General features: G+C 56.8%; 24 protein-coding genes. 21 read left to right on the forward strand and 3 right to left on the reverse strand.

Going from position 1 to position 24,651, the window contains the following annotated elements:
* Positions 1 to 79 precede the first annotated feature (79 nt).
* The 21 genes from LDN84_RS03015 to LDN84_RS03115 all read left to right on the forward strand — a co-directional run bounded on the left by LDN84_RS03015 (position 80) and on the right by LDN84_RS03115 (position 18,070).
* Entirely contained in the window at positions 80 to 1,204 is a 1,125-nt protein-coding gene (locus LDN84_RS03015) for a WD40/YVTN/BNR-like repeat-containing protein (RefSeq protein WP_223907965.1), read from the forward strand.
* Positions 1,201 to 3,597, forward strand: a complete 2,397-nt coding sequence (locus LDN84_RS03020) for an efflux RND transporter permease subunit (RefSeq protein WP_223907968.1) — start codon at positions 1,201 to 1,203, stop codon at positions 3,595 to 3,597. Before LDN84_RS03015 ends, LDN84_RS03020 begins: the two co-directional genes overlap by 4 nt.
* Positions 3,598 to 3,653: 56 nt before the next feature.
* Positions 3,654 to 4,682 (forward strand): universal stress protein, encoded by a 1,029-nt coding sequence (locus LDN84_RS03025; protein ID WP_223907971.1) that lies wholly within the window; start codon positions 3,654 to 3,656, stop codon positions 4,680 to 4,682.
* 48 nt (positions 4,683 to 4,730) lie between these two features.
* Positions 4,731 to 4,910, forward strand: coding sequence for a hypothetical protein (locus tag LDN84_RS03030; RefSeq protein ID WP_223907975.1), 180 nt, complete (start codon positions 4,731 to 4,733; stop codon positions 4,908 to 4,910).
* Positions 4,911 to 5,031: 121 nt separating this feature from the next.
* Positions 5,032 to 5,364, forward strand: a complete 333-nt coding sequence (locus LDN84_RS03035; RefSeq protein ID WP_223907977.1) for a 2Fe-2S iron-sulfur cluster-binding protein — start codon at positions 5,032 to 5,034, stop codon at positions 5,362 to 5,364.
* Positions 5,365 to 5,396: 32 nt separating this feature from the next.
* Positions 5,397 to 6,329 carry a catechol 2,3-dioxygenase gene (locus LDN84_RS03040; protein WP_223907980.1) on the forward strand — a complete coding sequence of 311 codons (933 nt, stop codon included), beginning with the start codon at positions 5,397 to 5,399 and terminating at the stop codon, positions 6,327 to 6,329.
* 10 nt (positions 6,330 to 6,339) lie between these two features.
* Positions 6,340 to 6,627: a phenol hydroxylase subunit gene (locus LDN84_RS03045; RefSeq protein ID WP_223907983.1), complete on the forward strand. Its 288-nt coding sequence runs from the start codon at positions 6,340 to 6,342 to the stop codon at positions 6,625 to 6,627.
* A 20-nt stretch (positions 6,628 to 6,647) separates the two neighbouring features.
* Positions 6,648 to 7,640, forward strand: coding sequence for an aromatic/alkene monooxygenase hydroxylase subunit beta (locus tag LDN84_RS03050; RefSeq protein WP_223907986.1), 993 nt, complete (start codon positions 6,648 to 6,650; stop codon positions 7,638 to 7,640).
* 9 nt (positions 7,641 to 7,649) lie between these two features.
* Positions 7,650 to 7,919, forward strand: a complete 270-nt coding sequence (locus tag LDN84_RS03055) for an MmoB/DmpM family protein (protein ID WP_223907989.1) — start codon at positions 7,650 to 7,652, stop codon at positions 7,917 to 7,919.
* A gap of 13 nt (positions 7,920 to 7,932) precedes the next feature.
* Positions 7,933 to 9,453, forward strand: a complete 1,521-nt coding sequence (locus tag LDN84_RS03060) for a YHS domain-containing protein (protein WP_223907992.1) — start codon at positions 7,933 to 7,935, stop codon at positions 9,451 to 9,453.
* An 87-nt stretch (positions 9,454 to 9,540) separates the two neighbouring features.
* Positions 9,541 to 9,897, forward strand: a complete 357-nt coding sequence (locus LDN84_RS03065) for a phenol hydroxylase subunit P4 (RefSeq protein WP_223907995.1) — start codon at positions 9,541 to 9,543, stop codon at positions 9,895 to 9,897.
* A gap of 7 nt (positions 9,898 to 9,904) precedes the next feature.
* Positions 9,905 to 10,966 carry an NADH:ubiquinone reductase (Na(+)-transporting) subunit F gene (locus tag LDN84_RS03070; RefSeq protein WP_223907998.1) on the forward strand — a complete coding sequence of 354 codons (1,062 nt, stop codon included), beginning with the start codon at positions 9,905 to 9,907 and terminating at the stop codon, positions 10,964 to 10,966.
* Positions 10,967 to 11,148: 182 nt separating this feature from the next.
* Positions 11,149 to 12,609, forward strand: a complete 1,461-nt coding sequence (locus tag LDN84_RS03075) for a 2-hydroxymuconic semialdehyde dehydrogenase (protein ID WP_223908001.1) — start codon at positions 11,149 to 11,151, stop codon at positions 12,607 to 12,609.
* A 7-nt stretch (positions 12,610 to 12,616) separates the two neighbouring features.
* The gene (dmpE, locus tag LDN84_RS03080; protein WP_223908010.1) at positions 12,617 to 13,414 is read left to right on the forward strand and encodes a 2-oxopent-4-enoate hydratase; all 798 of its coding nucleotides are present in this window, start codon (positions 12,617 to 12,619) and stop codon (positions 13,412 to 13,414) included.
* An 8-nt stretch (positions 13,415 to 13,422) separates the two neighbouring features.
* Positions 13,423 to 14,214, forward strand: coding sequence for a 2-oxo-3-hexenedioate decarboxylase (gene dmpH, locus LDN84_RS03085; RefSeq protein ID WP_435405939.1), 792 nt, complete (start codon positions 13,423 to 13,425; stop codon positions 14,212 to 14,214).
* Positions 14,215 to 14,235: 21 nt separating this feature from the next.
* Positions 14,236 to 14,448, forward strand: coding sequence for a tautomerase family protein (locus tag LDN84_RS03090; RefSeq protein ID WP_223908014.1), 213 nt, complete (start codon positions 14,236 to 14,238; stop codon positions 14,446 to 14,448).
* A gap of 130 nt (positions 14,449 to 14,578) precedes the next feature.
* Positions 14,579 to 15,496 carry an acetaldehyde dehydrogenase (acetylating) gene (locus tag LDN84_RS03095; RefSeq protein ID WP_223908016.1) on the forward strand — a complete coding sequence of 306 codons (918 nt, stop codon included), beginning with the start codon at positions 14,579 to 14,581 and terminating at the stop codon, positions 15,494 to 15,496.
* Complete coding sequence (dmpG, locus tag LDN84_RS03100) at positions 15,493 to 16,548, forward strand: 4-hydroxy-2-oxovalerate aldolase (protein ID WP_223908019.1); 1,056 nt, start codon at positions 15,493 to 15,495, stop codon at positions 16,546 to 16,548. Before LDN84_RS03095 ends, dmpG begins: the two co-directional genes overlap by 4 nt.
* Before the next feature lie 19 nt (positions 16,549 to 16,567).
* Entirely contained in the window at positions 16,568 to 17,323 is a 756-nt protein-coding gene (locus tag LDN84_RS03105) for an SDR family oxidoreductase (protein WP_223908021.1), read from the forward strand.
* Between the two features lie 10 nt (positions 17,324 to 17,333).
* Positions 17,334 to 17,780 (forward strand): tautomerase family protein, encoded by a 447-nt coding sequence (locus tag LDN84_RS03110; protein ID WP_223908024.1) that lies wholly within the window; start codon positions 17,334 to 17,336, stop codon positions 17,778 to 17,780.
* Positions 17,781 to 17,827: 47 nt separating this feature from the next.
* On the forward strand, positions 17,828 to 18,070 hold the full coding sequence (locus tag LDN84_RS03115) for a hypothetical protein (RefSeq protein WP_223908027.1): 243 nt from the start codon (positions 17,828 to 17,830) through the stop codon (positions 18,068 to 18,070).
* Positions 18,071 to 18,084: 14 nt separating this feature from the next.
* Here the strand turns inward: LDN84_RS03115 and LDN84_RS03120 are convergent, their stop codons facing one another.
* From LDN84_RS03120 to LDN84_RS03130, 3 genes are all read right to left on the reverse strand, one after another.
* Positions 18,085 to 19,923 (reverse strand): sigma-54-dependent Fis family transcriptional regulator, encoded by a 1,839-nt coding sequence (locus LDN84_RS03120; protein WP_223908034.1) that lies wholly within the window; start codon positions 19,921 to 19,923, stop codon positions 18,085 to 18,087.
* A gap of 405 nt (positions 19,924 to 20,328) precedes the next feature.
* A complete protein-coding gene (locus LDN84_RS03125; protein WP_223908037.1) occupies positions 20,329 to 21,231 on the reverse strand; it encodes a response regulator transcription factor in 903 nt (300 codons plus the stop codon).
* Positions 21,224 to 24,646: a hybrid sensor histidine kinase/response regulator gene (locus LDN84_RS03130; RefSeq protein ID WP_223908042.1), complete on the reverse strand. Its 3,423-nt coding sequence runs from the start codon at positions 24,644 to 24,646 to the stop codon at positions 21,224 to 21,226. Before LDN84_RS03130 ends, LDN84_RS03125 begins: the two co-directional genes overlap by 8 nt.
* Between the last annotated feature and the right edge of the window lie 5 nt (positions 24,647 to 24,651).

Genomic DNA, 24,651 nt, shown 5'->3' on the forward strand with positions numbered 1-24,651 from the left:
GGGAACGAGTTTCCCTCTTGGTAGGTTCTGCCGATCCCGGATTCACGGGTTTTGGGCAATCAATTTTGGGAATCGATCAATGGACGCACGTGGTTTGACGCGGCGGTGGCTTGCTGCTGCCGTCTTTTTGGGCTGTGCCAGCCCGCTGATAGGTGGTGCCGCAACTGCCAGCAAAGCAGAGGTGGGCGGGCGCATGGATGTGCTGGACATGCCAGCCCGCCTGTCCGAGCGGGCCAAGTCGGCGGTATTGAATGCTGTGGCAATCGCTGGCCAGCGTGTGGTGGCTGTGGGTGAGGCGGGCATCATCCTGCTCAGTGACGACAACGGTCAGACTTGGCGCCAGGCCAAGGTGGTGCCAACCAGCGTCACCTTGACCAACGTCCGCTTTGCCACCGCCAGCACCGGCTGGGCCGTGGGCCACAGTGGCGTGGTGTTGAAAACCACAGACAGCGGCGAGAACTGGGCGCGTCAGTTGGATGGCAAGCAAGCGGCGCAAATTGAGCTGGCAGCTGCGGATGCGGCCATGCAAAGTAATGCGGAAGCCGGTGCAAGGCGCCAGCGCGATGCGCAACGCATGGTGACAGAGGGGGCAGACAAACCCTTTTTGGACGTTTATTTTTTTGACGAGCAAAACGGTCTGGTCGTCGGGGCTTATGGCCTGATTTTCGCTACTCGTGATGGTGGCAAAACCTGGGTGTCGCAGCTCGGTCTGGTGGACAACCCGAAGAGTCGGCATCTTTACCACTTTGCAGTCGCTGGCACTGAGCTTTTGCTGACTGGCGAACAAGGCGCGCTTTACCGGGTCAGCGAGGCTGGTCAGCGCTTCACCGCCATGTCAAGCCCTTATGCCGGCACCTTGTTTGGTGCGCTCGCGGTGCCCGGTGGCAACACCCTGGTCTTTGGACTGCGTGGCAATGCCTTTGTCTCACCAGACCAGGGCACCAGCTGGACTAAGGTGGACTTTGTCCAACCCATCACGCTGACGGCGGGTACCCGTCTGCGCGATGGCCGCTGGGTGGTGGCCGATGAAACCGGGCGCGTGCTGGTCAGTCGCGACGGTACGCAGTTTGTCAACCCTGGCGTGACAAAAATGAATGCAGCAACCGGCGTGGTGGAAGCTGCTGATGGATCACTGGTGCTGTCCACCCAGCACGGCGCGGTGCGTGTTGCAGCCAGCGCCCTGAATTCGGAGCAAAAGAAATGAGTTATGTGGCCCCTTCACCAGATGTTGGTGCTGTTTCCCTGGAGGACTTTGACTCCGCATCAGGATCATTAATCGAACGCGCGCTGTTCAACAACCGGCTCGTCATTGTGCTGCTGTGTTTGATTGCCACCGTGGTGCTGGGTTTTCAGGCCACTGGCCTGACCCTGAATGCGGCGTTCGAGAAGATGATTCCGACCAAGCACCCGTACATTGCCAATTTTCTTGAAAACCGCTCGCAGTTGGCCGGTGCGGGTAACAACTTGCGCATTGCCATTGAAACCAAAAACAGCACGATTTTTGACGCGGCCTATCTTGAGGTGGTGCGCAAGGTTAACGACGAGGTTTTTTTGTACCCTGGCGTTGACCGCCCCTTCATGAAATCCCTGTGGTCGCCTGCCGTGCGCTGGACCGGGGTGACCGAAGAGGGGCTGGACGGTGGCCCGGTGATCCCCGAGGATTACTCGGGCACACCCGCCAACATCGACCAGGTGCGTCTGAATGTCGAACGCTCGGGCGAAATTGGCCAGCTGGTGGCGGCCAACTTCAAGTCCAGCATTGTGCTGGTGCCGCTGCAGGAAAAGGCCGCCGACACCGGCGCGCGCATTGACTACAACGACCTCTCCAAACGGGTCGAAAAACTGCGCCAGACCTACGAGACCGACGACATCAAGATTCACGTCACCGGCTTTGCCAAAGTGGTGGGTGATCTGCTGGCGGGTTTGCAGCAGGTGTTGGTCTTTTTTGCCATTGCCATCGTCATTTGTGCGGTGGTGCTGTTCTGGTATACGCGCTGTATTCGCAGCACGTTGCTGGTGGTGGCGTGTTCGGTGGTAGCCGTGATCTGGTTGCTGGGCCTGCTGCCCACGCTGGGGTTTGAGCTTGACCCCTATTCGGTGCTGGTGCCATTTTTGGTGTTCGCCATCGGCATGAGCCATGGCGCGCAAAAAATGAACGGCATCATGCAAGACATTGGGCGTGGGACGCACAAGCTGGTGGCTGCGCGCTTCACTTTTCGCCGTCTGATTCTGGCTGGGGTGACCGCGCTGCTGGCCGATGCGGTGGGCTTTGCGGTGCTGATGGTGATTCAGATTCAGGTCATTCAGGATCTGGCTATTACCGCTAGCATTGGCGTGGCGGTGCTGATTTTTACCAACCTGATTCTGTTGCCCATTCTGTTGTCGTATACCGGCGTGAGTGCCACAGCCGCCCGGCGCAGCCTGAAGTCAGAGCTGGCTGAGGCGCAGGATGCCGGTCATGTCAAGCACCCGTTCTGGGCATTTCTTGACCTGTTCACACAGCGCAAGTGGGCGACTGTCGCCATCGTCGTCGCAACGATCATGGGCATCATCGGGCTAGTGGTCAGCTTCCAGCTCAAGATTGGCGACACCGATCAAGGTGCCCCCGAGCTTCGACCTGACTCGCGTTACAACCGTGACAACGCCTTCATGGTGTCCAACTACGCCGCCAGTTCGGATGTCTACATCGTGATGGTGAAAACACCGCAGTTTCATTGCGCGCACTACGACACCATCATGGCAGTGGATGCCCTGGAACAAGAGTTGAAGCAGTTGCCCGGTGTGGAGGCCACCAATTCACTGGCGGGTTTGAGCAAGCTAGCGGCAGCCGGACTCAATGAAGGCAGCTTGAAGTGGTATGAGATTCCGCGCAGCCAGGAGATGCTCAACTCGATCATTACCCGTGCCCCTCGTGAGTTGTTCAACCAGAACTGTGACCTGCTGACGGTGTATGCCTACCTCAAGGACCACAAGGCCGATACGCTGGACAGCGTGGTCAAGACGGTAGAGGCTTTTGCCGCCAAGCATGACAGCGCTGAGATCAAGTTCTTGTCTGCGGCGGGCAATGCCGGCATTGAGGCTGCCACCAACATGGTGGTCAAGAAAGCCAACACCGAAATGCTGATGCTGGTCTATCTGGCGGTGATTGTGCTGGCCTTTGTCACCTTCCGCTCCTGGCGGGCGGTGGTGTGTGCGGTGCTGCCGCTGATGCTGACCTCGGTGTTGTGCGAGGCGCTGATGGTCGCGCTCAATATCGGCGTGAAAGTGGCTACGCTGCCGGTGATCGCGCTGGGGGTCGGCATTGGGGTGGATTACGCGCTGTATGTGCTGACGGTGACGCAGGCCCAGTTGCAGGCGGGCAAAAGCCTCTCGGAGGCCTATTACAAAGCGCTGTTGTTCACCGGCAAGGTGGTGGTGCTCACTGGCATCACGCTGGGCATTGCGGTGGCTACCTGGATTTTTTCACCGATCAAGTTTCAGGCGGATATGGGCATTTTGTTGGCCTTCATGTTTGTCTGGAACATGTTGGGCGCGCTGATTTTGCTGCCGGCGCTGGGCCACTTCTTGTTGCGTCAGAAAAAGCCCGTTGTTGTCTAGTGCTGACGCATTGATGCCATTGACATTTATTCCCTTGAATATTGCGAGAGATTCCCATGTACAAGCACCTTCTGGTTCCCCTCGACGCATCGGGACTGGCCACTGAAATTGTTTCCCAAGCCGTGTCCTTTGCGGCAGCACTTGGCGCACGCATCACGTTCTTTACGGCGCAGGCCGACTTTGGTGCCACGGATCAGGGTGCGTTGCAGCGCACGGTGGCCCCGGATCGTTATTCGGAGCATCTGGCGGGCGAAGCGCGCGGCATTTTGCAAAAGGCCGAGTCGGCTGCGAAAGCGGCCGGGGTGGACTGCACATCCATCATCCGCACCAGTGACCGACCCGCCGAGGTGATTCTTGACGTGGCCCGGGCCGAGGCTTGCGACCTGATCTTCATGGCCTCACACGGGCGCAAGGGCCTTCGCGGGCTGCTGCTGGGCTCCCAAACGCAAAAGGTGCTCGCCAGCACACGCATTCCGGTGTTGGTGGCCACGGTGGAAAGCAACCAGTCAGACCCATACGGGCAGATGGCGGTTGCCATTATTCAGGACGAGCACCGCTCGCTGGCTGCTGTGGTGCGCGGCCTGCTTTATCTGGTGGAACATGCTGTGGCGGGTAAATCCACGCTGGATGTGCCGCTGGCGCTGCAGATGATTCACTACATTGATGCATTTCCAGAGCGCTTACATCACCCGAAGGAGGACGCGTATCTGTTCGAGCGCCTGGCCGCACGAACCAGCACGTGTGATGCGGCCATCAAGGAACTGCGTGCGCAACACGCAGACGGCGGTGCGCAGGTGCAGGCGATGCAAACGGCTGTTGAACATTTCGCCGCGGTACAAGGTGATGCGGGCGAGGCGCTGGCCGCAGTTGCCAGCGCGGTCAATGTGTTTGCCCAGGTGCAATGGAACCATATGAATCTTGAAGAGCAAACGATTCTTCCCGAAGCCCGCAAGCATCTGACCGAACAAGACTGGATGCTGATTTACACCGCCTTTTCTGCCAACGGCGACCCGCGATTTGATGCCGACCTGGGTGATGGTTTCAAAAGCCTTTACAGCCGCATCATGAACTTGGCAGATAAGTAGTTTTATAAATTTGTGAATGATTTTTACGGATTTATAAATTTATAAAAAATGAAATTTAGACCATTGCTTTCATGTCTGGAACTTTTCTCGGCAGGGGTTAAGAGCGCTGTTTTTTCAGGGCAAAAAGCCAGGAAAAAGTCCCTGGATTTAGGGGTTTTCCCTTGGAATCATGCGGGTTTCAGCGCTTTCAAAAATATTGGCAAACAAATTGCGATGTTGTCTTCATGACAACGTTTTCATCATGCAAATACACCCCCAATTCATCGCCGCTTGCGCGTCTGTTTTTCGCCCTGAGCCAGGTGTTTGCAGGTTTGGAAATCCAGCTGTTTGGCAGTCAAGAGTGAGTCCTATGTCAGCGTTCCAAATCAGGATTATTGAAACCGGCGAATGTTTTCCATGCGACTCAGATCAGTCGGTTCTGGAGGGCATGGTGAAGCTGGGCAAACGGGGCATTCCGGCGGGTTGCCGGGGTGGTGCCTGTGGTGTGTGCAAGGTCGAGGTGGTGTCTGGCAGCCTTGAGCGAAAGGTGATGAGCCGCTCACACGTGAGTGAAGAGGACGAAAAGAATGGCCGCGTTCTGGCCTGCCGGATCTCGCCGAGCAGCGACCTTGAACTGCGTGTGATTGGTGGGATGAAGCGATCGGTATGCAAGCAGGAATCTGAAAAAAGTTTCCTGAAATAGTTGGTTTCGTTTTTTAACAAGAGGAGATAGATATGGCAATGACAGGTGTTTTACGTCCAGGGCATGCGCAAATTCGGGTGCTTGATCTTGAAGAAGGTGTGCGTCACTACCGCGATATTCTTGGCCTGGTGGAAACCGGTCGTGATGCGCAGGGGCGTGTTTATTTCAAATGTTGGGATGAACGCGACCACAACAGTTTTATTCTTCGCCAGGCAGACTGTGCGGGTCTGGACTTTTTTGGTTTCAAGGTGCTTGACACCGCCACACTGAACAAGCTTGATGCCGATTTGCAAGCCTACGGCGTGAAGACCGAGCGCATCCCGGCTGGCGACATGCTGGAAACCGGTGAGCGCGTGCGCTTTGAGATTCCCAGCGGCCACCTGATCGAACTGTATGCTGAAAAGACCTCGGTGGGCAATGGTTGCGGCCTGGTGAATCCAGTGGCCTGGACGGCAGATTCTGAGCGCGGCATTGCGCCGGTGCGTCTTGACCACGCCTTGCTCTACGGCCCCAATGTGGCAGCTGTGCAAAAGTTGTTTACCGAAGTGCTGGGTTTCTACCTGGTAGAGCGCGTGCTGACGCCGGATGGTGCTGGCAATGTCGCGATCTGGCTGTCGTGTGGGCACAAAGTGCATGACATTGCGTTTGCCGAATACCCCGAGCCGGGCAAGCTGCATCACTGCTCTTTCCTGTTGGAAACCTGGGAAGAAGTGCTGCGCGCCGGCGACATCATGTCGGTCAACAAGACTCCGGTCGATATTGGCCCCACCCGCCACGGTGTCACGCGTGGCTGCACCATCTATGCGTGGGATCCCTCGGGCAACCGGTTTGAGACCTTCATGGGGGGCTATCAACCGTACCCGGATTACAAGGAAGCACTCACCTGGACCTTTGACAATTTTGGTCAAGGCCTGGACTACCCGCAGCGCAAGTTGCACGAAACCTTCCTGACTGTGGTGAGCTAAAGCCCAAGCCATGGCACCTGTTTTGCCCCCTGAAGAACAGCTCCAGCCCATGGACACCACGCGGCGTTTCGTGCGCCTGCGTGGTGAGCGCGGCAACGGGTTCATCGAGTTCGATTTCGCCATTGGTGAGCCGGAAGTGTTTGTGGAGCTGATTCTTGGCCGCGACGCGTTTGCCGAGTTTTGCACCACCAACCAGGTCGAGATGCTCCCACCGGTGGCACCGCATGGTGCGCATGACGAGCCACGCAGCGACTGGGACTGGCGGCTGGCCGATGCCACCAAAACCCGATTCAAGTAAACCTAACTGAGGAACCACCCATGCAAATTGATCTACGTACGGTCAGCATTGAGCCCCTGCGCAACACCTTCGATCATTTGGCTCGCCGCTTTGGCGACAAGCCGGCATCGCGCTACCAGGAAGGCAGCTACGATATTCAGGCGGCTGAAAACCTGCATTACCGCCCCACCTGGGACCCGGAACAGGCGCTCTACGACACCAGCATCACCAAAATCGTGATGAAAGACTGGTACGCGTTGAAAGACCCACGCCAGTATTACTACAGCACCTATACCCTGGCACGTGCCCGCCAGCAAGACACTACCGAAGCCAACTTCAACTTTGTCGAGTCGCGGGGGCTGGATGCCATGCTGCCTGACGATTTGAAGCGCATTGCCCTGAATGTGCTGGTGCCCTTGCGCCATGCCGCCTGGGGTGCCAACATGCACAACACCTTTATTTGCGGCTATGGTTTTGGCACCACCTTTACCCAGCCCTGCATGTACCACGCTATGGACCAATTGGGCATTGCCCAGTACCTGTCGCGGCTGGGCTTGTTGCTGGGTGACACCGAAGCTTTGGCCGAAGGTAAGATCGCTTGGCTGGATGGTGAAGCCTGGCAGCCCCTGCGCCGCTATGTTGAAGACTGCTTGGTGCTGCGCGACCCAATGGAGTTGTTTGTGGCGCAAAACGCCGCGCTCGACGGCATTCTGTACCCGCTGGTTTACGAACGCATCGTGGACGATTTTCTGTCGGTGCGCGGTGCTTCAGCGGTAGCCATGCTGACCCAGTTCATGAGCGACTGGTTTGGTGAAACGCGCAAGTGGGTGGATTCCGTGCTGCGCACCGCCGCCAGCGAATCCGAGGCCAACCGTCTGGTGTTGCAGGAATGGACCAAGACGTGGCGCGACCGTGCCGCAACGGCCATGTTGCCCATTGTTGAGCTGGCGCTTGGCTCAGGTGCGGATGCAGCGCTTGGCGAGGAAGTTGATGCGTTCAAAGCCCGCATGAAGAAAAACGGCATCGAGATCTGAAAGACCACCATGTCCACTGTATTTATTGCCCTTCAAACCAATGAAGACACCCGCCCAATCATTGATGCCATCTTGATTGACAACCCGCACGCCATCGTCAACCGCGACCCGGCCATGGTGAAGATCAACGCCGAGGGACGGCTTGACATCCACCGCACCACCATCGAAGAGCAGGTGGGCCGTGCCTACGACCTGCAGGAGCTGCAAGTCAACCTGATCACTCTGAGTGGTCACGTGGATGAGACCGAAGACACCTTCTCGCTTTTCTGGAACGCTTAACAAGGAGACTGACATGGATATGAAAGTTGCTAAAAAGAAACTCGGGCTGAAAGAAAAATACAAACTGCTCACCCGGGATCTTGGCTGGCCCATCAGCTACCAAAAGATGGATGACGCTTTTCCGTATGTGACGTACGAAGGCATCAAGGTACACGACTGGGACAAGTGGGAAGACCCGTTTCGCCTGACGATGGATTCGTACTGGAAATACCAAGCCGAAAAAGAGCGCAAGTTCTACGCCATCATTGATGCGCACGCGCAAAACAACGGCCACCTCAACATCACCGATGCCCGTTACCTGAGCGCCCTGAAGATTTTCCTGCAAGCCATCAGCCCGGGTGAATATGCCGCCCACAAAGGGTTTGCCCGCGCCGGGCGGGAATTTCCTGGCGTCGGCACGCAAGTGGCCTGCCAGATGCAGGCGATTGATGAAATTCGTCATGCGCAGACGCAGATCCATGCGATGTCGAATTACAACAAGTACTACAACGGCTTTCACGCCTTTGCCGATTCGCGCGACCGCATTTGGTACACCTCGGTGGCTCGCTCGTTTTTTGACGATGCCATGTCGGCCGGCCCGTTCGAGTTCATGATCGCCATTGGTTTCTCGTTTGAATATGTGCTGACCAACCTGCTGTTCGTGCCGTTCATGTCGGGCGCTGCCTACAACGGCGACATGGCCACGGTGACCTTCGGGTTCTCGGCCCAGTCGGATGAAGCCCGCCACATGACGCTGGGTCTGGAATGCATCAAGTTCATGCTGGAGCAAGACCCGGCCAACCTGCCCATTGTGCAGGGCTGGATTGACAAGTGGTTCTGGCGTGGTGTGCGGGTGTTGGGCCTGGTCAGCACCATGATGGACTACATGCTGCCCAAACGCGTGATGTCGTGGCGTGAAGCTTGGGACATTTACGGTGTGGAGAACGGTGGCGCTTTGTTCAAAGACCTGGCACGCTACGGCATTCGTGCGCCCAAGGGCTGGGCAGATGCCGAAGCGGCGATTGACCACATGTCGCACCAGTTCATGCTGGGCTTGTACCAGTGGAGCTTTGGGACTGCCTTTCACAGCTGGATCCCGTCGGATGAAGACATGGACTGGCTGTCTGCCAAGTACCCGGCCACCTTCGACAAATACTACCGTCCGCGCTGGGACCACATCAAGAAATTGGCCGCTGCTGGCACACCGTTCAAGAACTTCGGTCTGGCCAAACTCTGCCAGACCTGCCAGCTGCCCGTGGTGTTTACCGAGCCGGGGGACCCCACCATGCTGTGCCACCGCGAGACCGAGTACAAGGGCGAAAAATACCACTTTTGCTCGGACCACTGCCAGGACATTTTTGCCAACGAACCGGAAAAATACATCCAGGCGTGGTTGCCCATGCCAGCCCTGTTCCAAGAGCCGCACTATGGTGATATTGGTGCCTGGATGGACTGGGTGGGCATGAAGCCCGGTCAGGACAACGGCGATTTTGCGGACTCGCAGGACAAGGCCAACTTTGAGAAGTGGCGCGGCATGGCCACCACCAACCAGTAGGCCCAATCGCCGCTCACTGAAAAGGCGGCTGCCATCGCTTGTGATGCAGCCGCTTATTCCACCCCCATTCAAACAAGGAGCATTCACATGCCAGTAGTCGCAACCAAAGAATATGTTGGTGTGTCGCGGGATACCGTGGCTAACTTCAACGGCAAGCAACTCGTTTATGCGAGTTGGGATCAACACTTGCTATTTGCCGCACCATTTTTGATGTGTGTGCCGCCTGAGATGACCTTTCGCGAACTGGTCAACGGGCCGTTGACCGCATTGACTCAGCCTGACCCTGATGCCGCCCAGATTGACTGGGTACAGGTGCAATGGCTCAAATCCAATCAGCACTGGATGCCCAATTTCGATGCCAGCTTGGCTGACAACGGTATTGGTCACAAGGACCAGATCCGCTTTCGCACACCCGGCCTCAACAGCTTGCTCCTGAAAGACTGATGACCCTATGAGCTATCAATTGACCATCGAGCCTCTCGGTCAAACCATCGAGGTTGAGGAAGGCCAAACCATTCTTGATGCGGCACTGCGCGCAGGTATTTATTTGCCCCATGCTTGTTGCCATGGCTTGTGTGCCACGTGCAAGGTGCAGGTGCTCGATGGTGAGGTGGATCACGGGCCGGTGTCACCGTTTGCCCTGATGGACTTCGAGCGTGACGAGCAGAAGTGCCTGGCCTGCTGTGCCACGCCGCAGAGCGATCTGGTGATTGAAACCGAGATTGAGGAGGATGTGGATGCCGAAAACCTGCCGGTACGCGACTATGACGGTGTGGTGAGCCGCATTGAATCCCTCACCCCCACCATCAAAGGGGTCTGGATTACGCTGGATACGCCGCAGGGTATGCATTTTCAGGCCGGGCAATATGTCAATTTGCACCTGCCCGGCGGCATTGGTAGCCGCGCCTTTTCGGTGGCCAGTGCACCAGCGGCGGGCAGTGAGGTGGAACTCAATATCCGCATCATCCCGGGCGGGCAGGGCACAAGCTATGTGCATGAGCAGATGAAGGTGGGCGAACGGGTACGTATTTCAGGGCCTTACGGGCGCTTTTTTGTGAAGAAATCGGCGCAGGTGCCGATGATTTTTATGGCCGGTGGCTCTGGCTTGTCAAGTCCGCGTTCCATGATTCTTGATCTGCTGGCGCAAGACTGCGAACTGCCGATCACACTGGTCTACGGCCAGCGCATTCGGGCAGAGCTTTACTACCACGATGAATTCCTGGCCTTGGCTGAACGCTACGGTAACTTTACCTACGTGCCTGCGCTGTCGGGTGAGCCGCCAACCAGTGACTGGCAGGGTTTTCGAGGCTTCGTGCATGAGGCTGCCAAAGCACACTTTGACAACGATTTCCGGGGCCACAAAGCCTATCTTTGCGGTCCACCGTTGATGATTGATGCGTCTATCAGTACCTTGATGCAAGGACGCTTGTTTGAGCGCGACATCTACACCGAGAAGTTCATTTCTGCGGGCGATGCACAACAAGTTCGCAGCCCCCTGTTTCGTTCCATCTGAGGGCGTACCACCAAGCCGGTGGTACGCCTTGCTCAATACCTAATTGATATGTAGAGGAGTATTAATTGGTATTGGACGGTATTGATGGCTCGCCAATAAACTGCTATTCAAGTCGGTAAAACCTGAATCTGAGACCGTATTTTTAATTCCCCGAGCCGCGGGAAAACACACAAGGAGTAGCGATGCAGTTGGTCAAGAATTTCATCAACGGTGAGTTTGTTGAGGGGGAGGCGAAAAAAACGTTTGAGAAGCACTCCCCCATTGATAACCGTGTGATTGCACTTATTTCCGAAGCCGGCAAGGCCGATGTGGACGCGGCCGTGCGCGCCGCTCATGCGGCACGCCAGGGTGTCTGGGGTGGCTTGACCACTGACCAGCGTGTTGACCTGCTGTACGGTGTGGCCAACGAGATCACGCGTCGTTTTGAGGATTTTGTGGCGGCCGAGATGGCCGATACCGGTCAACCGCGCCATGTGATGACCAGTGCTTTTATTCCGCGTGGGGCCGCCAACTTCAAGGTGTTTGCCGATGTGGTGAAAAACGTGCCCTCGGAGTCGTTCCAGATGGCCACTCCTGATGGCCGGGGTGCCATCAACTACGCCATTCGTGTGCCCAAAGGCGTGGTCGGTGTCATTTCGCCGTGGAATGCGCCGTTTTTGCTGATGACCTGGAAAGTTGGCCCGGCACTGGCCTGCGGCAACACTGTGGTGGTCAAACCGTCTGAAGAAACCCCCTTCACCACCACACTGTTGGGTGAAGTCATGAACACGGTGGGTATTCCCAAGGGCGTGTTCAATGTGATTCAAGGCTTTGGCCCCAATTCTGCGGGTGAGTTCCTGACCCAGCATCCGCTGGTGGATGCCATCACCTTTACCGGCGAAACCCGTACCGGCACCGCCATCATGAAGGCCGCCGCCGAAGGCATGCGCGATGTGTCGTTCGAGCTGGGTGGCAAAAACGCAGCCATTGTGTTCGCCGATGCCGATTTTGATGCGGCCGTTGAGGGGGTGTTTCGCTCGGCCTTTCTGAATTCTGGTCAAGTCTGTCTGGGCACCGAGCGGGTGTATGTGGAGCGGCCGCTGTTTGAGCGTTTTGTGCAAGCCCTGAAGGTCCGGGCCGAGGCGGTCAAATTTGGCCGCCCGGATGACCACAACGCCAATTACGGCCCGTTGATCAGCGCTGAGCACAAACAAAAGGTGATGTCCTATTACGCCAAAGCTGTGGCTGAAGGGGCCACCGTGGTCACCGGCGGTGGCGTGCCCGTCATGCCGTCTGACCTGGTTGACGGCCACTGGGTACAGCCGACCATCTGGACCGGTTTGCCCGAGACCGCCTCGGTGGTGCGCGAAGAAATTTTCGGGCCCTGCTGCCATATCAGCCCGTTCGACAGTGAGGACGAGGTTGTTAACAAGGCCAATGACAACGTCTACGGCCTGGCCACCACGATCTGGACCACCAACCTGAGCCGCGCGCACCGGGTGGCAGCGCGCGTGGAAGTCGGCATCAGCTGGGTCAACAGCTGGTTCCTGCGTGACCTGCGCACGGCTTTTGGCGGCTCCAAGCAGTCTGGCATTGGCCGCGAGGGCGGGGTGCATTCGCTGGAGTTCTATACCGAAACCCGCAACATTTGCGTCAAGCTCTGAGGTACCCATGAACGAAGAAAAAATCAAATACTATGGCGACGAGCTGTACCAGGCTTTTGTCACTTGCCGCCCGGTGCGCCCGCTGCTGGAGCGTGAGCCCGACATCCACATCGAAGATGCCTACAAAATCCAGGAGCATTTTGTCGCCCGCCGTGTGCAGGCCGGCGAGCGCATTGTGGGTAAAAAAATTGGTGCCACCAGCAAGCCGGTGCAGGATTTTCTGGGTGTTTATCAGCCCGACTTTGGCATGTTGACTTCGGGCATGGTTTATCAGGAAGGCGACACCATTGACTTGAGCAAACTGATTCAGCCCAAGGCCGAGGCGGAGCTGGCCTTTGTGCTGAAAGCCGACTTGAAAGGCCCTGGCATCACGGCCATGGATGTCATCCGCGCCACCGATTACGTGTTGCCGTGTTTCGAGATTGTCGATTCGCGCATCACCGACTGGAAGATCAAGATTCAGGACACCGTGGCTGACAACGCCTCGTGTGGTGTCTTTGTGTTGGGCAAGACGAAGGGCGACCCGCGCAAGCTCGACATCACGCTGGCCGGCATGGTGTTGGAGAAAAACGGCGAAATTTTCTCGACCGGTGTCGGTGCTGCTGTGCAGGGCTCGCCCGCCAATGCGGTGGCCTGGCTGGCCAACACGCTGGGCGCTTTAGGTATTCCGTTCAAGGCCGGTGAGGTCATCTTGTCCGGCTCGCAATCGGCACTGGTGCCGGTGGTCGATGGCGACGAACTGGTGTGTACCGTGGGTGGCCTGGGCAGCTGCCGTGTCAAATTTGCTGGAAGGAGCGCTGCATGAGCCAACACCTGACTTTATCCCGGGAGGACATCGTCCGCCTGTGCGAACGTGTCGAAGGCGCCCAAACCCGGGCCTACGCCATTCCCAAATTGACCGACGAGTACCCGGCCATGACCATTGCCGACGGTTATGCCGTGCAGGCTGAACTGCGCCGCCGCTTCATTGCCCAGGGTCACAAGCTGATTGGCTGGAAAGCCGGTCTGACCTCCAAGGCCAAGATGCTGCAAATGGGGGTGAATGTGCCGTCAATCGGTTTTTTGACCGACCGCATGGCGCGTCCGGAAAGCTCGGCCATCAAGACCTCTGACCTGGTGCATCCGCGCGTCGAGTGCGAGGTGGCTTTTGTCACCAAGACCACCCTGACAGGGCCGGGTTGCACGTTGCAAATGGTGCTGGATGCCACCGACTACGTGCTGCCAGCGGTTGAAATCATTGATTCGCGCTTCTCAGGCTTCAAGTTTGACCTGCCCAGCGTGATTGCCGACAACGGCTCGTCCGCACGTTATGTGGGTGGCGGCCGGGCCCGATACCCTGACGACATTGACCTGCGCACGCTTGGCGTGGTGATGGAAAAAAACGGCGAGATTGTCACCATGGGTGCCTCCGCCGCCGTACTCGGCCACCCCGCTGAAGCGATTGCCATGCTGGTGAATATTCTGGCCGAGCTGGGTGAAGTTTTGCCTGCTGGCAGTTTTGTCATGAGCGGCGGCATCACCGAAGCCATTCCCGTGAAGCCGGGCGACAGCATCGTGGCCCGTTTCCAGGAACTTGGCAGCGTGTCGATGCGTTTCATTGACTAAGCACCCTACAGGAGTCCACCCATGCCTATTATTGAAATGCACCTGCTTGAAGGTCGCAGCCCCGAGATGAAGCGCAAGGCGGTAGCCGCCATCACCAACGCCGTCATCGAATCCCTGGAAGTTCGCCGGGACCAAGTGCGGATATTGATCACCGAACATGGTCCGGACAATTTTTCGGTGGGCGGCATCACCGTAGCCGAAAGAAGCGAGCCGACCAGCCCTGACGCAGGCTGATAGGGGTTTGTCATGGTGCTATGTTAAATATAGCTGCTTGCGCATATGGAACGTGCGCTACAGGCCAATTTCTTATAAATGTGTGGGTGACGGCCTGAAACCATCCACAGTAACAAACAACAGGAAATATATGAAGAAAATCAAGTGTGCCTTGATTGGCTCGGGCAACATCGGCACCGACCTGATCTACAAAATCCAGCGCAGCCCCTACCTGGAGCCGGTGTGGATGGTGGGTATTGACCCCAGCTCCGAGGGTCTGGCGCGTGCCAAAAGCATGGGCCTGAAAACCACCGCCGAGGGTGTGGATGGGCTTTTGCCCCACGTGCTGGCCGACAACATCCAGATCGCTTTTGATGCCACATCGGCTTATGTGCACGCCGAAAACTCACGCAAACTCAACGAACTCGGGGTCATGATGATTGACCTGACACCAGCGGCCATTGGCCCCTTGTGTGTGCCGCCGGTCAATCTGCGTGAGCACGCCGACAAGCTGGAGATGAACGTCAACATGATCTCGTGTGCCGGACAGGCGACGATTCCTGTGGTGTTTGCCATCTCTCGGATTCAGGCTGTTGCCTACGGTGAAATTGTGGCCAGCCTGGCTTCCAAGTCGGTCGGCCCCGGCACGCGCGCCAATCTGGACGAATTTACCTACACCACCTCCAATGCGATTCAGGTGGTGGGCGGGGCGCGCAAAGGCAAGGCGCTGGCCATCATCAACCCGGCCGAGCCGCCCATGATGATGCGCAACACCATCTCTTGCCTGACCGACGACGAGCCCGATCAGGCGCGTATTACCGCGTCCATCCTGCAAATGATTGGCGAAGTGCAGAAATACGTGCCCGGCTACCGGCTGGTGAACGGGCCGATATTTGAGGGCAAAAAAGTGTCGGTGTTCATGGAAGTGGCTGGCCTGGGCGACTACCTGCCCAAATACGCTGGCAACCTTGACATCATGACCGCTGCAGCCACCCGCACGGCCGAGATGTTTGCCGAAGAAATCCTGGCTGGAACCATCCAGCTCAAATCCCTGGAGCTTGCGAAATGAGTGAAATTCAAAGTCTGAAAGGCCGCAAGGTCATCATCCATGACATGAGCCTGCGCGATGGCATGCACGCCAAGCGCGAGCAGATGACGACCGAACAAATGGTCAGCGTGGCCACGGCACTCGATGATGCTGGTGTGCCACTGATACAAGTCACGCACGGAGGTGGCCTGGGCGGCAATTCGCTGCAACACGGTTTTGCGCTGCACAGCAACGAGGAATATTTGCAGGCCGTGGTGCCCAAAATGAAGCAAGCCAAAGTGTCGGTCTTGCTGATTCCTGGTCTGGGGACGATGAAAGAACTGCAGTCTGCCTTTGAGTGCGGCGCCCGCAGTGTGCATGTGGCGACCCATTGCACCGAAGCCGACACCTCGCCCCAGCACATTGCCTTTGCACGCAAGCTGGGCATGGACACCACAGGTTTTCTGATGATGGCCCACCTCAATGACCCCGCCGGGCTGGCGCAGCAAGGCAAGTTGATGGAGTCTTACGGGGCTCAAACCGTTTACATCACCGACTCGGCGGGCTACATGCTGCCTGCCGACGTGAAGGCGCGGGTGCTGGCCTTGCGTGCGGTGCTGAAGCCCGAGACCGAAATCGGCTTCCACGGGCACCACAACATGGGCATGGGCATTGCCAATTCGATTGCCGCCATTGAAGAAGGTGCCAGCCGGATCGATGCCTCGGTCGCTGGTCTGGGTGCCGGTGCGGGAAATACACCGCTGGAGGTCTTGGTGGCCGTGTGTGAGCGCATGGGCATTGACACCGGTTGCGACCTGTTCAAGCTGATGGACCTGGCCGAGGACATTGTGGTGCCGCTGATGGAGCACATGGTGCGGGTGGACCGCGCGTCGTTGACGTTGGGCTATGCCGGGGTTTACTCAACCTTCCTGTTGCATGCCAAGCGTGCCTCGGATCGTTTTGGGGTGCCGGCACGCGACATCCTGATTGAACTCGGGCGCAAGAAGATGATTGGCGGCCAGGAAGACATGATTGTCGACACCGCCATGACCATGGCCAAGGAACGCGGTTTGTTGACAGACACCGTCGCCTGATTTTTTGGGAACCACAACCATGTCTGTACCCAAAGAATGGGCCGTCATCGTCGGCGCCACCGGTGCTTTTGGTCAAGTCATGGTCGAGCGCCTGTTGGCGCAGGGGCTTGGCGTGGTGGCGGTGGCCCGCAGTGCGCCATCGCTGGCGGCGTTGGCGGCAGCGCACCCTGGCTTGGTGGCCTGCGTGGCAGACATTGCCAGCGATGCGGCCATTGACACCATTCGGGCTGCGTTGCCGGGGCCGGTGCGCATGGTGGTGCATGGCCCCGGTGTCAGTGCTGCTGGCGGCGTGTTGACGGTGGACACCGGTTTGATGGTGGAGGCGGTCAACATCAAGGTCGGCGGGCTGCTGCGGCTGGTGCGCGCCGTGGATGCGCGACTGGGCGTCAACTCCCGCCTGGTGGCGATTGGCGGGCATTATGGTTTTGAGCCCACCGCTTATGCCGCCACCGCTGGGGTTGCGAATGCCGCGCTGGTCAATGTGGTTCGGCAACTTAGCCTGGCCTATGGTGCGCGCGGCATCACAGCCCATTTGGTGGCACCTGGGCCCGCCGACACCGAGCGGCTGCGCCGTGTTGCTGGTGAGCGTGCCCGCTTGCAAAATACCACGCTAGAGGCCGTGCTGGAGGCCATGAAGGCCGAGTCTTCGCTGGGTGCCTTTACCGAACCCGGCCAGGTGGCCTGGGCGCTAGAGATGCTGCTGGCCCCGGAGGCCTCAGCCATGACCGGCTCGTCTTTGATGCTGGATGTGGGCCGCCGCCACGGCCTGCCCTGATAAGAAAATCATGCCAATATTGAATTTTCATTTGGTTCAAGGCCAGCACGAACCCATTCGTATTGAATCGTTGCTACTGCGCTCCAGCGAGCTTTTCGCCGAGGGGCTTCGTTGCCCGATTGACCGTGTGCGTGTCTTTGTGACGGAGCACGCACCGCAACATGTCTGTACAGGTGGCAAGCTGGCCAGTCAGGATGCGCAATCAGCACCCTATTTCACCTTTGTTCTGTTGCAGGGTAGATCGCTCGAAGATCGGCAGCGTCTGCTGGCAGGCTTTACGGATTTGGTCGTAGAAATCCTGGACTGTCCACGAGAAATGGTGCGTGGTGGTATCACGCTGATTGACCCAGATGACTGGGGTATTGGCGGTGTGCCAGCCAGTCACCTGCGTCAAACAGAAATTCAAGCACGGCAGTTAGTTGTCGCACAGTCAGCCGTCAGTTCTGGAACCCTATGAAAATTCAGGCTCTGTTGAGATTTGAGTGGGTTGCCTAGGGCAGAACAATGGAAAAGGCTCCGATGGAAATCCGGTTGTGTGAACAGCCGTTGTTATCAAAAAAGGGGGCAACCAGTGCTGAACAAAACCTTCTCGAATCGACGGTGGACCGCATGAATGCTGGCTTTTCGTTCACTCCAAGCTTTGCAGTTGGGCGAATTTATCAGTTAACCACTGAAACCAGTTTTTACCAAGCAGTGCCATCACGCCTTCTCGAATCAGAAAAATTTCGCCCACTCAAATCTCATTAGAACCATAAATCAAGTTAAGTTGGCTCTTCTGGCGGATGAGGAACCTTATTTCCAGATAACCGATAGGCAACTCTTGATCGAGTGGTGCGGAGAATTTTTGCAGCGGCAGAAACATTGCCATTCGAGATGCCCATAGCTACATCAATGGCCATCTCCTCCAATGAGTCCATTGAGATGTTTCCGTCAACGAGAGAATCGCGCAGCAGACTAAAAAATTCTTCAGACGCAATTTGATTGGTGGTTTTGCCAAGTACCGGATCACCAAGCCCAACCTGCTTGTTATTGACTTGATCTGTCCGGATCTTTTCCCCGCTATTAAATAGGTGCGAAACATCAATCCCGCCGTCTGTCGGAGCCAGGATGACACCTCGTTCAATTATGTTTTCCAACTCACGTATGTTTCCAGGCCAGTCATACGACATAAGTGCCTCAATGGCACCTTCAGTGAGACCAGTGACCTTGCGCTTGTGCAGCGCGCAATATTTGTTGAAAAAGCTTTCCGCCAAAAGCAGAATGTCTTCCTTGCGTTCTCGCAGGGGAGGAATTTTCACTGGGAAAACGTTGAGCCGATAAAACAGATCTGCCCGAAAATGTCCCGCAGCTACATGTTCACGCAAATCGACGTTTGTAGCAGCGATTACTCGCACATCAACCTTTCGGACATGGGTATCTCCGATGCGCTCAATCTCACCCTCTTGAAGGGCACGTAGCAACTTACCTTGTGCGATCAAACTCAGAGAACTGATTTCGTCTAGAAAAAGTGTGCCGCCATCAGCGCGCTCAAAGCGGCCCTCCCGCGAGCGTGAGGCGCCACTGAATCCGCCTTTTTCGACACCAAATAGCTCCGATTCAACTAGTTGTTCTGGTATGGCGGCGCAGTTTATGGCAACAAAAGGCTTCTCATGGCGATCACTAATATTGTGTAAAGTCCGTGAAAACTGCTCTTTTCCAACACCGCTTTCACCTAGAAACAGTACTGTGGCCCGAGTAGGCGCAACACGCTGGATCATGTGGCAAACCGAATTAAACCCAGACGAAACACCAATCAGGTTGATTTTTGCATGCCTTGCATCTTCAGCAGTCAACACTTCGCCAAAGGAAGATTTCCTTCCACCTGGACTCTGAACAAACTTCTGCGCCAATAGGTATCGAAAATCCTTGTCAGGTTCATCCCACTCAGAAAGAGCCTTACCGATAATCTTGCAGGCAGCATGCCCCATCGCCTTACATTCGACTTCGCGTACCAATACCTGACGGCCAAAAACACTGCTTACATAACCATTCGCGTATCCTTGCAGCGTCCAACATACGGGAGTGTTACCAAGGCCATTTGCAGCTATGTGCGCCTCCGCCTCGGAAGAGTTATGCCAGAGGAATTCCCCAAAGAAGTGACCCTTCACGATGTCGACTTCCATTTTGACTGTCTCGACTGAAACAAATCCCTCAAGGGAGTGCAACTGCGGTCCAACAGCGAATGAATCGAAATCGCTACTGTTAGGACGAACTTTTCGAACCATTTCGGCATCACGGGCACCAGAGAGATAACCCATGCGAGTCAGTACACCTCGTGTTTTCTCCACCCCAAGCAATTCAATCAACTCACGACGCAACGCAGCAAGTGACTCGTTGTGTAACAGCACCATGCGTTGGTCATCAAGCCAGATTTCACCAGTCTCAGGAGAAAAATGCAGCCGCGAGACAAGGTCACCCATGTCTGGAAACACATACGCCGACTGTGCACTTGATCGGTGAAGCCTAAAGGGCTCATCAAGATCAATGCGAGGCTGTTCGCTCATGTTTTTCTCTTTTGATGTGGTGCTTAGAGTATTGTCGCCTGCACCGCTATGCTGCATCTATATCTTTTCCTTCTGGCTATGGAACGCTCCTTATCGGTCGTTGGTGACCGACTGAAGGTGGTCAAAAGAGGGTGCCATTCTTGTTGAAAGATCGACCACATTACTGTCGTTGGACTACTGGAAGCAATGCCCGATATCTGGTGGTCAATTTGGACTTCTATATTTCATGGAGTCAGAATCAAAGTTGTTGAGGGGTAAAGATGTCTACGACTTTAAATCGTGGTGTTGTCAATTTGGTACGCCGGGAGCCCGCATAAATGCTAGATCCATGTTTACGACTATATTTGGTCAGAATATCAACACCGCCACCGGCGGTTTTTGCTCAGATGTTTGCAATGGCTCTGCGGCCTTCAACTCCTCTTCATCAACAAAACTGTTGTACTGCAGATTTGAGGCCACCTTTTATTTGAGCAAGTGACCGGCGATAGCGGTAGCGGCTGAGCGAGTTTCCACTCCGAGCTTCTCAAAAATGTGTTCAAGGTGCTTGTTGACTGTGCGGTGGCTCATGCCCAATATCTCGGCGATGTCACGATTCGTTTTTCCCTTGGCCAGCCAGGACAGGACTTCGGTTTCACGAGGGGTGAGGGGCACATCGGGCTGGCGTACCGTAGTGCCCGTCTGTGCTGGGGCCACATGTAATACCAGCATCGACTCGGAAATGCCGCTTTGGCCTATATGCCTTGCCACTAGAAGACCGTTGTCTGGTAATTTTGTGCTGATTTCCGCGTTTTTATGAGTGGTTTGCAGCCATGCTTGCGCTTCCTGGCTACCTTGGGCACCGAAGGCAGCTTCCAGCCAGCGAATAGCCTGGGGAGAGTGCCATGCGACGCGTCCACGGCTGTCGAGTACCACGGTGCCCAGGCCCGCCACATCCACCGCTTCGCGTGCCAAGCGGGTTGCTTGAGCATTGCGCACGTGGGTTGCCAGGCGCACCAGAACCTCAGGTAGGCGCAGCGGTTTGACCACGTAGTCCACGCCCCCACTGGCAAAGCCATTGAGGATCTGATCGGTATCGGACAGCCCGGTCATGAACACAACGGGAATGTGGGCCCAGTGGGGTGTGGCTTTGAGCTTTCGGCACAGCTCGAATCCATCCATGCCGGGCATGACTGCGTCGAGCAGGATGCCGTCCGGGATGACGATTTCGAGTCGTTCCAGGGCTTCCTGTGCGTCCCTTGCCGCCAGTACGGCATAGCCTTCGGCGGTCAGTGCGTCGCAGAGCATGCGCAGCGTATCGAGTGCATCGTCCACCACCAGGATGGCATGGTGCTGAACAGGTGCAGAGGTATGGGTGATATCAGCCATGTTCTGGTTCGCGAAGTTGGACACTGAGCGTCTGGAAGTCAAAGCGCTCGGCTAGGCCTTGCAGAAAGTGCAGCGTCACAGTGTGTTCAGGATGTGCGGCGAGGGCCATACGCAGTGTTTCACGAAGGGCTGTAGCATGACCCAGTTTGGCCAGTCGGCCAAGTTCTTCGCGCAGGGTGTCGGGCAGGTTTTCCGGGGTGGGGTGCTCACTGATGGCAGCAGGGCTGACCAAGCTGGAACCCGCGAGTGCGCGTGGCGTGTTGTCACGGACCCATTCAATCTGCAGGGCGTGTTCCAGCGCTTCCAGCAATTCCGATTCGATGATCGGCTTGCCCACAAAACCCTGGCATTGCATGGCCGTCAAACGTTCGGGTTGGTGGTCAAACAGATTCGCGGACACAAAGACAATTGGCAGTTTTTCTGGAGGCATCAGTTGGCGCAAAAGGGTCGCTGTTTCCCAGCCGTCCAGGTCGTCCATGTGGATGTCCAGTAAAACGATGTCGGGTGGGTCACGCTGCACGATCTCTAGACATTCGCGACCGCTGGCAGCTTCTTTCAGGGTGAACCCCAGCGGTACCAGCAAACCTGCCAGCAACTGTCGCTGAAGCGGCTGATCATCGACGACCAGCAAGGTTTGGTGTGGGTCCAGGTAGCCAATCACCGAGCGTAATGAGTGGGCGCGTCGTGGTGGAATGACCGTGTCCGAGGCAATGCCAGGCAGGTACAGTCGCACGGTGAAGGTGCTGCCTTTGCCGGGAGTGCTGGAGACGGTCAGCTCACCACCCATGAGCTGGGTGAGCAGGTTGGTGATGGTCAACCCCAGCCCGGTGCCGGTTTCGCTGGCGCGTCGTCCAGCGCTGCCGCGCTCGAACGGCAGGAAGATGCGTTCCTGATCCTGCGCTGCAATCCCGATACCCGTATCAATCACTTCGATACGGGTGACGTGTTGGCGAAAGTCCAGTCGCAGCAGAATCTCGCCGTGCTCGGTAAACCGCACCGCGTTGGACAGCAGGTTGATCAGAATTTGCCGCAGTCGTTTTGCATCAGCACGGATGTAGGTCGGCGCAACGCCCACCATTTGTACCGAGAAGCGCAAACCCTTGCCCTCAGCCTGAGGACGAAGCATGCCCTGGACATCTTCCAGTAACTCGGCCAGTGGCAGCGGTACCGGGTCTAGTCGCAAACGTCCGGCCTCGATACGGGCCAGTTCCAGTGACCCGTCGATCAGCGCATGCATGTGCTGGCCGCTGTGGTGCATGGTGGCCAGGGTTTCGCGCATCCAGCCATCGATTTGGGGATTTTTCAACAGGATCTGCGTGTAGCCCAGGATGCTGTTGAGGGGGGAGCGCAATTCGTGTGTCATGCCCGCGACGTAGCGTGTCTTGGCCTGACTGGCCGAGTCGGCCTGGTCTTTGGCAGCTTGCAGCGCAGCATCGGTTCGGCGGTGGGCATCAATCTCTGCCAACAGGCGGAGGGTCTGGTTTTCAGATTCGTCCTGTGCCATGCGTCGACTGTCGGTACTGAGTACGACCCACCATGCGCACACGGCAGCCAGCAGGGCCAGTAGCGAAAACACCTTGAGAAAAGGCATGCGCAGCACCGCTGTGGGTGTGTTCATGCTCTCTTGCACATAGATCACGCCAAACAGAAATGCCATCACTGCGCACAGGGACAGCATGACGAACAGGTACTGCCCAATTCGGAAATTAACTTTCGGAATCCACTGTTTGGGCAGCAACCATGCCAGGACTGCACGTAATTGGTCGCCTGCACCGGCATCCTTCTTGCAACGGTCATGGCATCGCGATTCGAGTGAACAGCATAGAGAGCAGATAGGTGCGCTGTATGCCGGGCATTGGGCCATGTCTTCAGATTCGAACTGGTTGTCGCAGACGGCACAACGCACCATCTCTCCGGGCTGCCATGGCGTATCGGGCGTGCGGGCTAAGTAGTAGCGCCCCTGCGTGACCCAGGCCAGCAGTGGGGCCAGCACCATGGACAACGCAAGTGCAATGAACGGCGAGAAAGCTGCTGCTCGTTCACCGAACAGCCCGACGTAGGCACAGCCAGCGACCGTGGCTGCAATCACCATGGCACCCAGACCTACCGGGTTGAAGTCGTAAAGGTAAGCGCGGCGGAATTCGATACCGGGTGGGCTCAAGCCCAGCGGCTTGTTGATGACCAGGTCCGCCACCAGAGCGCCCACCCAGGCAATGGCCACATTGCTGTAGACCGCCAGAACCTTCTCCAGGGCCCCAAATACGCCCAAGGTCATCAGCAGGGTGGCAATCAGCACATTAAAGACAAGCCAGACTACACGGCCAGGGTGGCTGCGGGTCACGCGGGCAAAGAAGTTTGACCAGGCCAGTGAGCCTGCGTAGGCATTGGTCAGGTTGATTTTGATCTGCGATACAACCACAAAGACGACAGTCACGATCACGGCCAGTCCAGGGTTGCCGATGGCTTGGGTAAAGCCAGCCAGGAACATTTGGGTGGGCTCGGAGGCCCGTTGTGCATCCACTTCAAACTGCAAGGCGGCGAAGGCCAGAAACGCGCCTCCGGCCATCTTGAACATGCCCATCATGATCCAGCCAGGTCCCGCTGCCAGCACAGCACCCCACCAACGCAGGCGATTGGCCGAGGTGCGCAGGGGCAGAAAGCGCAAAAAGTCCACTTGCTCGCCGATTTGCACCACCAGCGAGAAGATGACGGCAGCAGCAGCCCCGAACATCAACGGGTCAAAGCTGCTGCTGCCGCTGCGCAGCCCCGATAAACCCATGAAGTCGCGGTACATCTGGGGCTTATCCAGCGCAATCCAGACAAAGGGCAGCACCAGTAAGAACAGCCATACGGGTTGTGTCCAGGCTTGTAGGCGTGAAATCAGGGTGATTCCTCGCATCGCCAGTGGTAGGACGACTAACGATGACAGCACGTAACACCATTCCAGGGGCCAAGGTAAGACCATTTGCAAGGCCAGCGCCATGATGGCGGCTTCCAGTGCGAAAAAAATGAACGTGAAAACTGCGTAGATCAGCGAAGTAATGGTGGAGCCTAAGTACCCAAAACCCGCACCACGGGTCAGTAGATCCATGTCTAGCCCGTAGCGCGCGGCATAGTAGGCAATGGGTAACCCGGTTAGAAAAATCACCAAGCCAACGGTCAGGATGGCCCAAATGGCGTTGGAAAACCCGTAATTCAGCGCGATGGCCCCACCAATGGCTTCCAGTGCCAAGAACGATAAGGATCCAAACGCTGTGTTGGCCACACGAAATTCGCTCCAGCTCCGAAAACTCTTGGGGGTGTAGCGCAACGCGTAGTCCTCCATGGTTTGGTCGGCAACCCAGGAGTTGTATTCGCGCCGGAACCTGTAAATCGGCTGTGGCGCAATGGATGGGGGTGAGGAAGGCACTTGCATACCAG

Origin of the sequence: Rhodoferax lithotrophicus (assembly GCF_019973615.1) — a bacterium.
Lineage (GTDB): Bacteria > Pseudomonadota > Gammaproteobacteria > Burkholderiales > Burkholderiaceae_C > Rhodoferax > Rhodoferax lithotrophicus.

Bases quoted from the DNA above. Each gene is read 5' to 3' on its own strand.
- LDN84_RS03015 (WP_223907965.1), top strand. From the start codon at position 80: ATGGACGCACGTGGTTTGACGCGGCGGTGGCTTGCTGCTGCCGTCTTT.
- LDN84_RS03020 (WP_223907968.1), top strand. From the start codon at position 1,201: ATGAGTTATGTGGCCCCTTCACCAGATGTTGGTGCTGTTTCCCTGGAG.
- LDN84_RS03025 (WP_223907971.1), top strand. From the start codon at position 3,654: ATGTACAAGCACCTTCTGGTTCCCCTCGACGCATCGGGACTGGCCACT.
- LDN84_RS03030 (WP_223907975.1), top strand. From the start codon at position 4,731: ATGAAATTTAGACCATTGCTTTCATGTCTGGAACTTTTCTCGGCAGGG.
- LDN84_RS03035 (WP_223907977.1), top strand. From the start codon at position 5,032: ATGTCAGCGTTCCAAATCAGGATTATTGAAACCGGCGAATGTTTTCCA.
- LDN84_RS03040 (WP_223907980.1), top strand. From the start codon at position 5,397: ATGGCAATGACAGGTGTTTTACGTCCAGGGCATGCGCAAATTCGGGTG.
- LDN84_RS03045 (WP_223907983.1), top strand. From the start codon at position 6,340: ATGGCACCTGTTTTGCCCCCTGAAGAACAGCTCCAGCCCATGGACACC.
- LDN84_RS03050 (WP_223907986.1), top strand. From the start codon at position 6,648: ATGCAAATTGATCTACGTACGGTCAGCATTGAGCCCCTGCGCAACACC.
- LDN84_RS03055 (WP_223907989.1), top strand. From the start codon at position 7,650: ATGTCCACTGTATTTATTGCCCTTCAAACCAATGAAGACACCCGCCCA.
- LDN84_RS03060 (WP_223907992.1), top strand. From the start codon at position 7,933: ATGGATATGAAAGTTGCTAAAAAGAAACTCGGGCTGAAAGAAAAATAC.
- LDN84_RS03065 (WP_223907995.1), top strand. From the start codon at position 9,541: ATGCCAGTAGTCGCAACCAAAGAATATGTTGGTGTGTCGCGGGATACC.
- LDN84_RS03070 (WP_223907998.1), top strand. From the start codon at position 9,905: ATGAGCTATCAATTGACCATCGAGCCTCTCGGTCAAACCATCGAGGTT.
- LDN84_RS03075 (WP_223908001.1), top strand. From the start codon at position 11,149: ATGCAGTTGGTCAAGAATTTCATCAACGGTGAGTTTGTTGAGGGGGAG.
- dmpE (WP_223908010.1), top strand. From the start codon at position 12,617: ATGAACGAAGAAAAAATCAAATACTATGGCGACGAGCTGTACCAGGCT.
- LDN84_RS03090 (WP_223908014.1), top strand. From the start codon at position 14,236: ATGCCTATTATTGAAATGCACCTGCTTGAAGGTCGCAGCCCCGAGATG.
- LDN84_RS03095 (WP_223908016.1), top strand. From the start codon at position 14,579: ATGAAGAAAATCAAGTGTGCCTTGATTGGCTCGGGCAACATCGGCACC.
- dmpG (WP_223908019.1), top strand. From the start codon at position 15,493: ATGAGTGAAATTCAAAGTCTGAAAGGCCGCAAGGTCATCATCCATGAC.
- LDN84_RS03105 (WP_223908021.1), top strand. From the start codon at position 16,568: ATGTCTGTACCCAAAGAATGGGCCGTCATCGTCGGCGCCACCGGTGCT.
- LDN84_RS03110 (WP_223908024.1), top strand. From the start codon at position 17,334: ATGCCAATATTGAATTTTCATTTGGTTCAAGGCCAGCACGAACCCATT.
- LDN84_RS03115 (WP_223908027.1), top strand. From the start codon at position 17,828: ATGGAAAAGGCTCCGATGGAAATCCGGTTGTGTGAACAGCCGTTGTTA.
- LDN84_RS03120 (WP_223908034.1), bottom strand. From the start codon at position 19,923: ATGCAGCATAGCGGTGCAGGCGACAATACTCTAAGCACCACATCAAAA.
- LDN84_RS03125 (WP_223908037.1), bottom strand. From the start codon at position 21,231: ATGGCTGATATCACCCATACCTCTGCACCTGTTCAGCACCATGCCATC.
- LDN84_RS03130 (WP_223908042.1), bottom strand. From the start codon at position 24,646: ATGCAAGTGCCTTCCTCACCCCCATCCATTGCGCCACAGCCGATTTAC.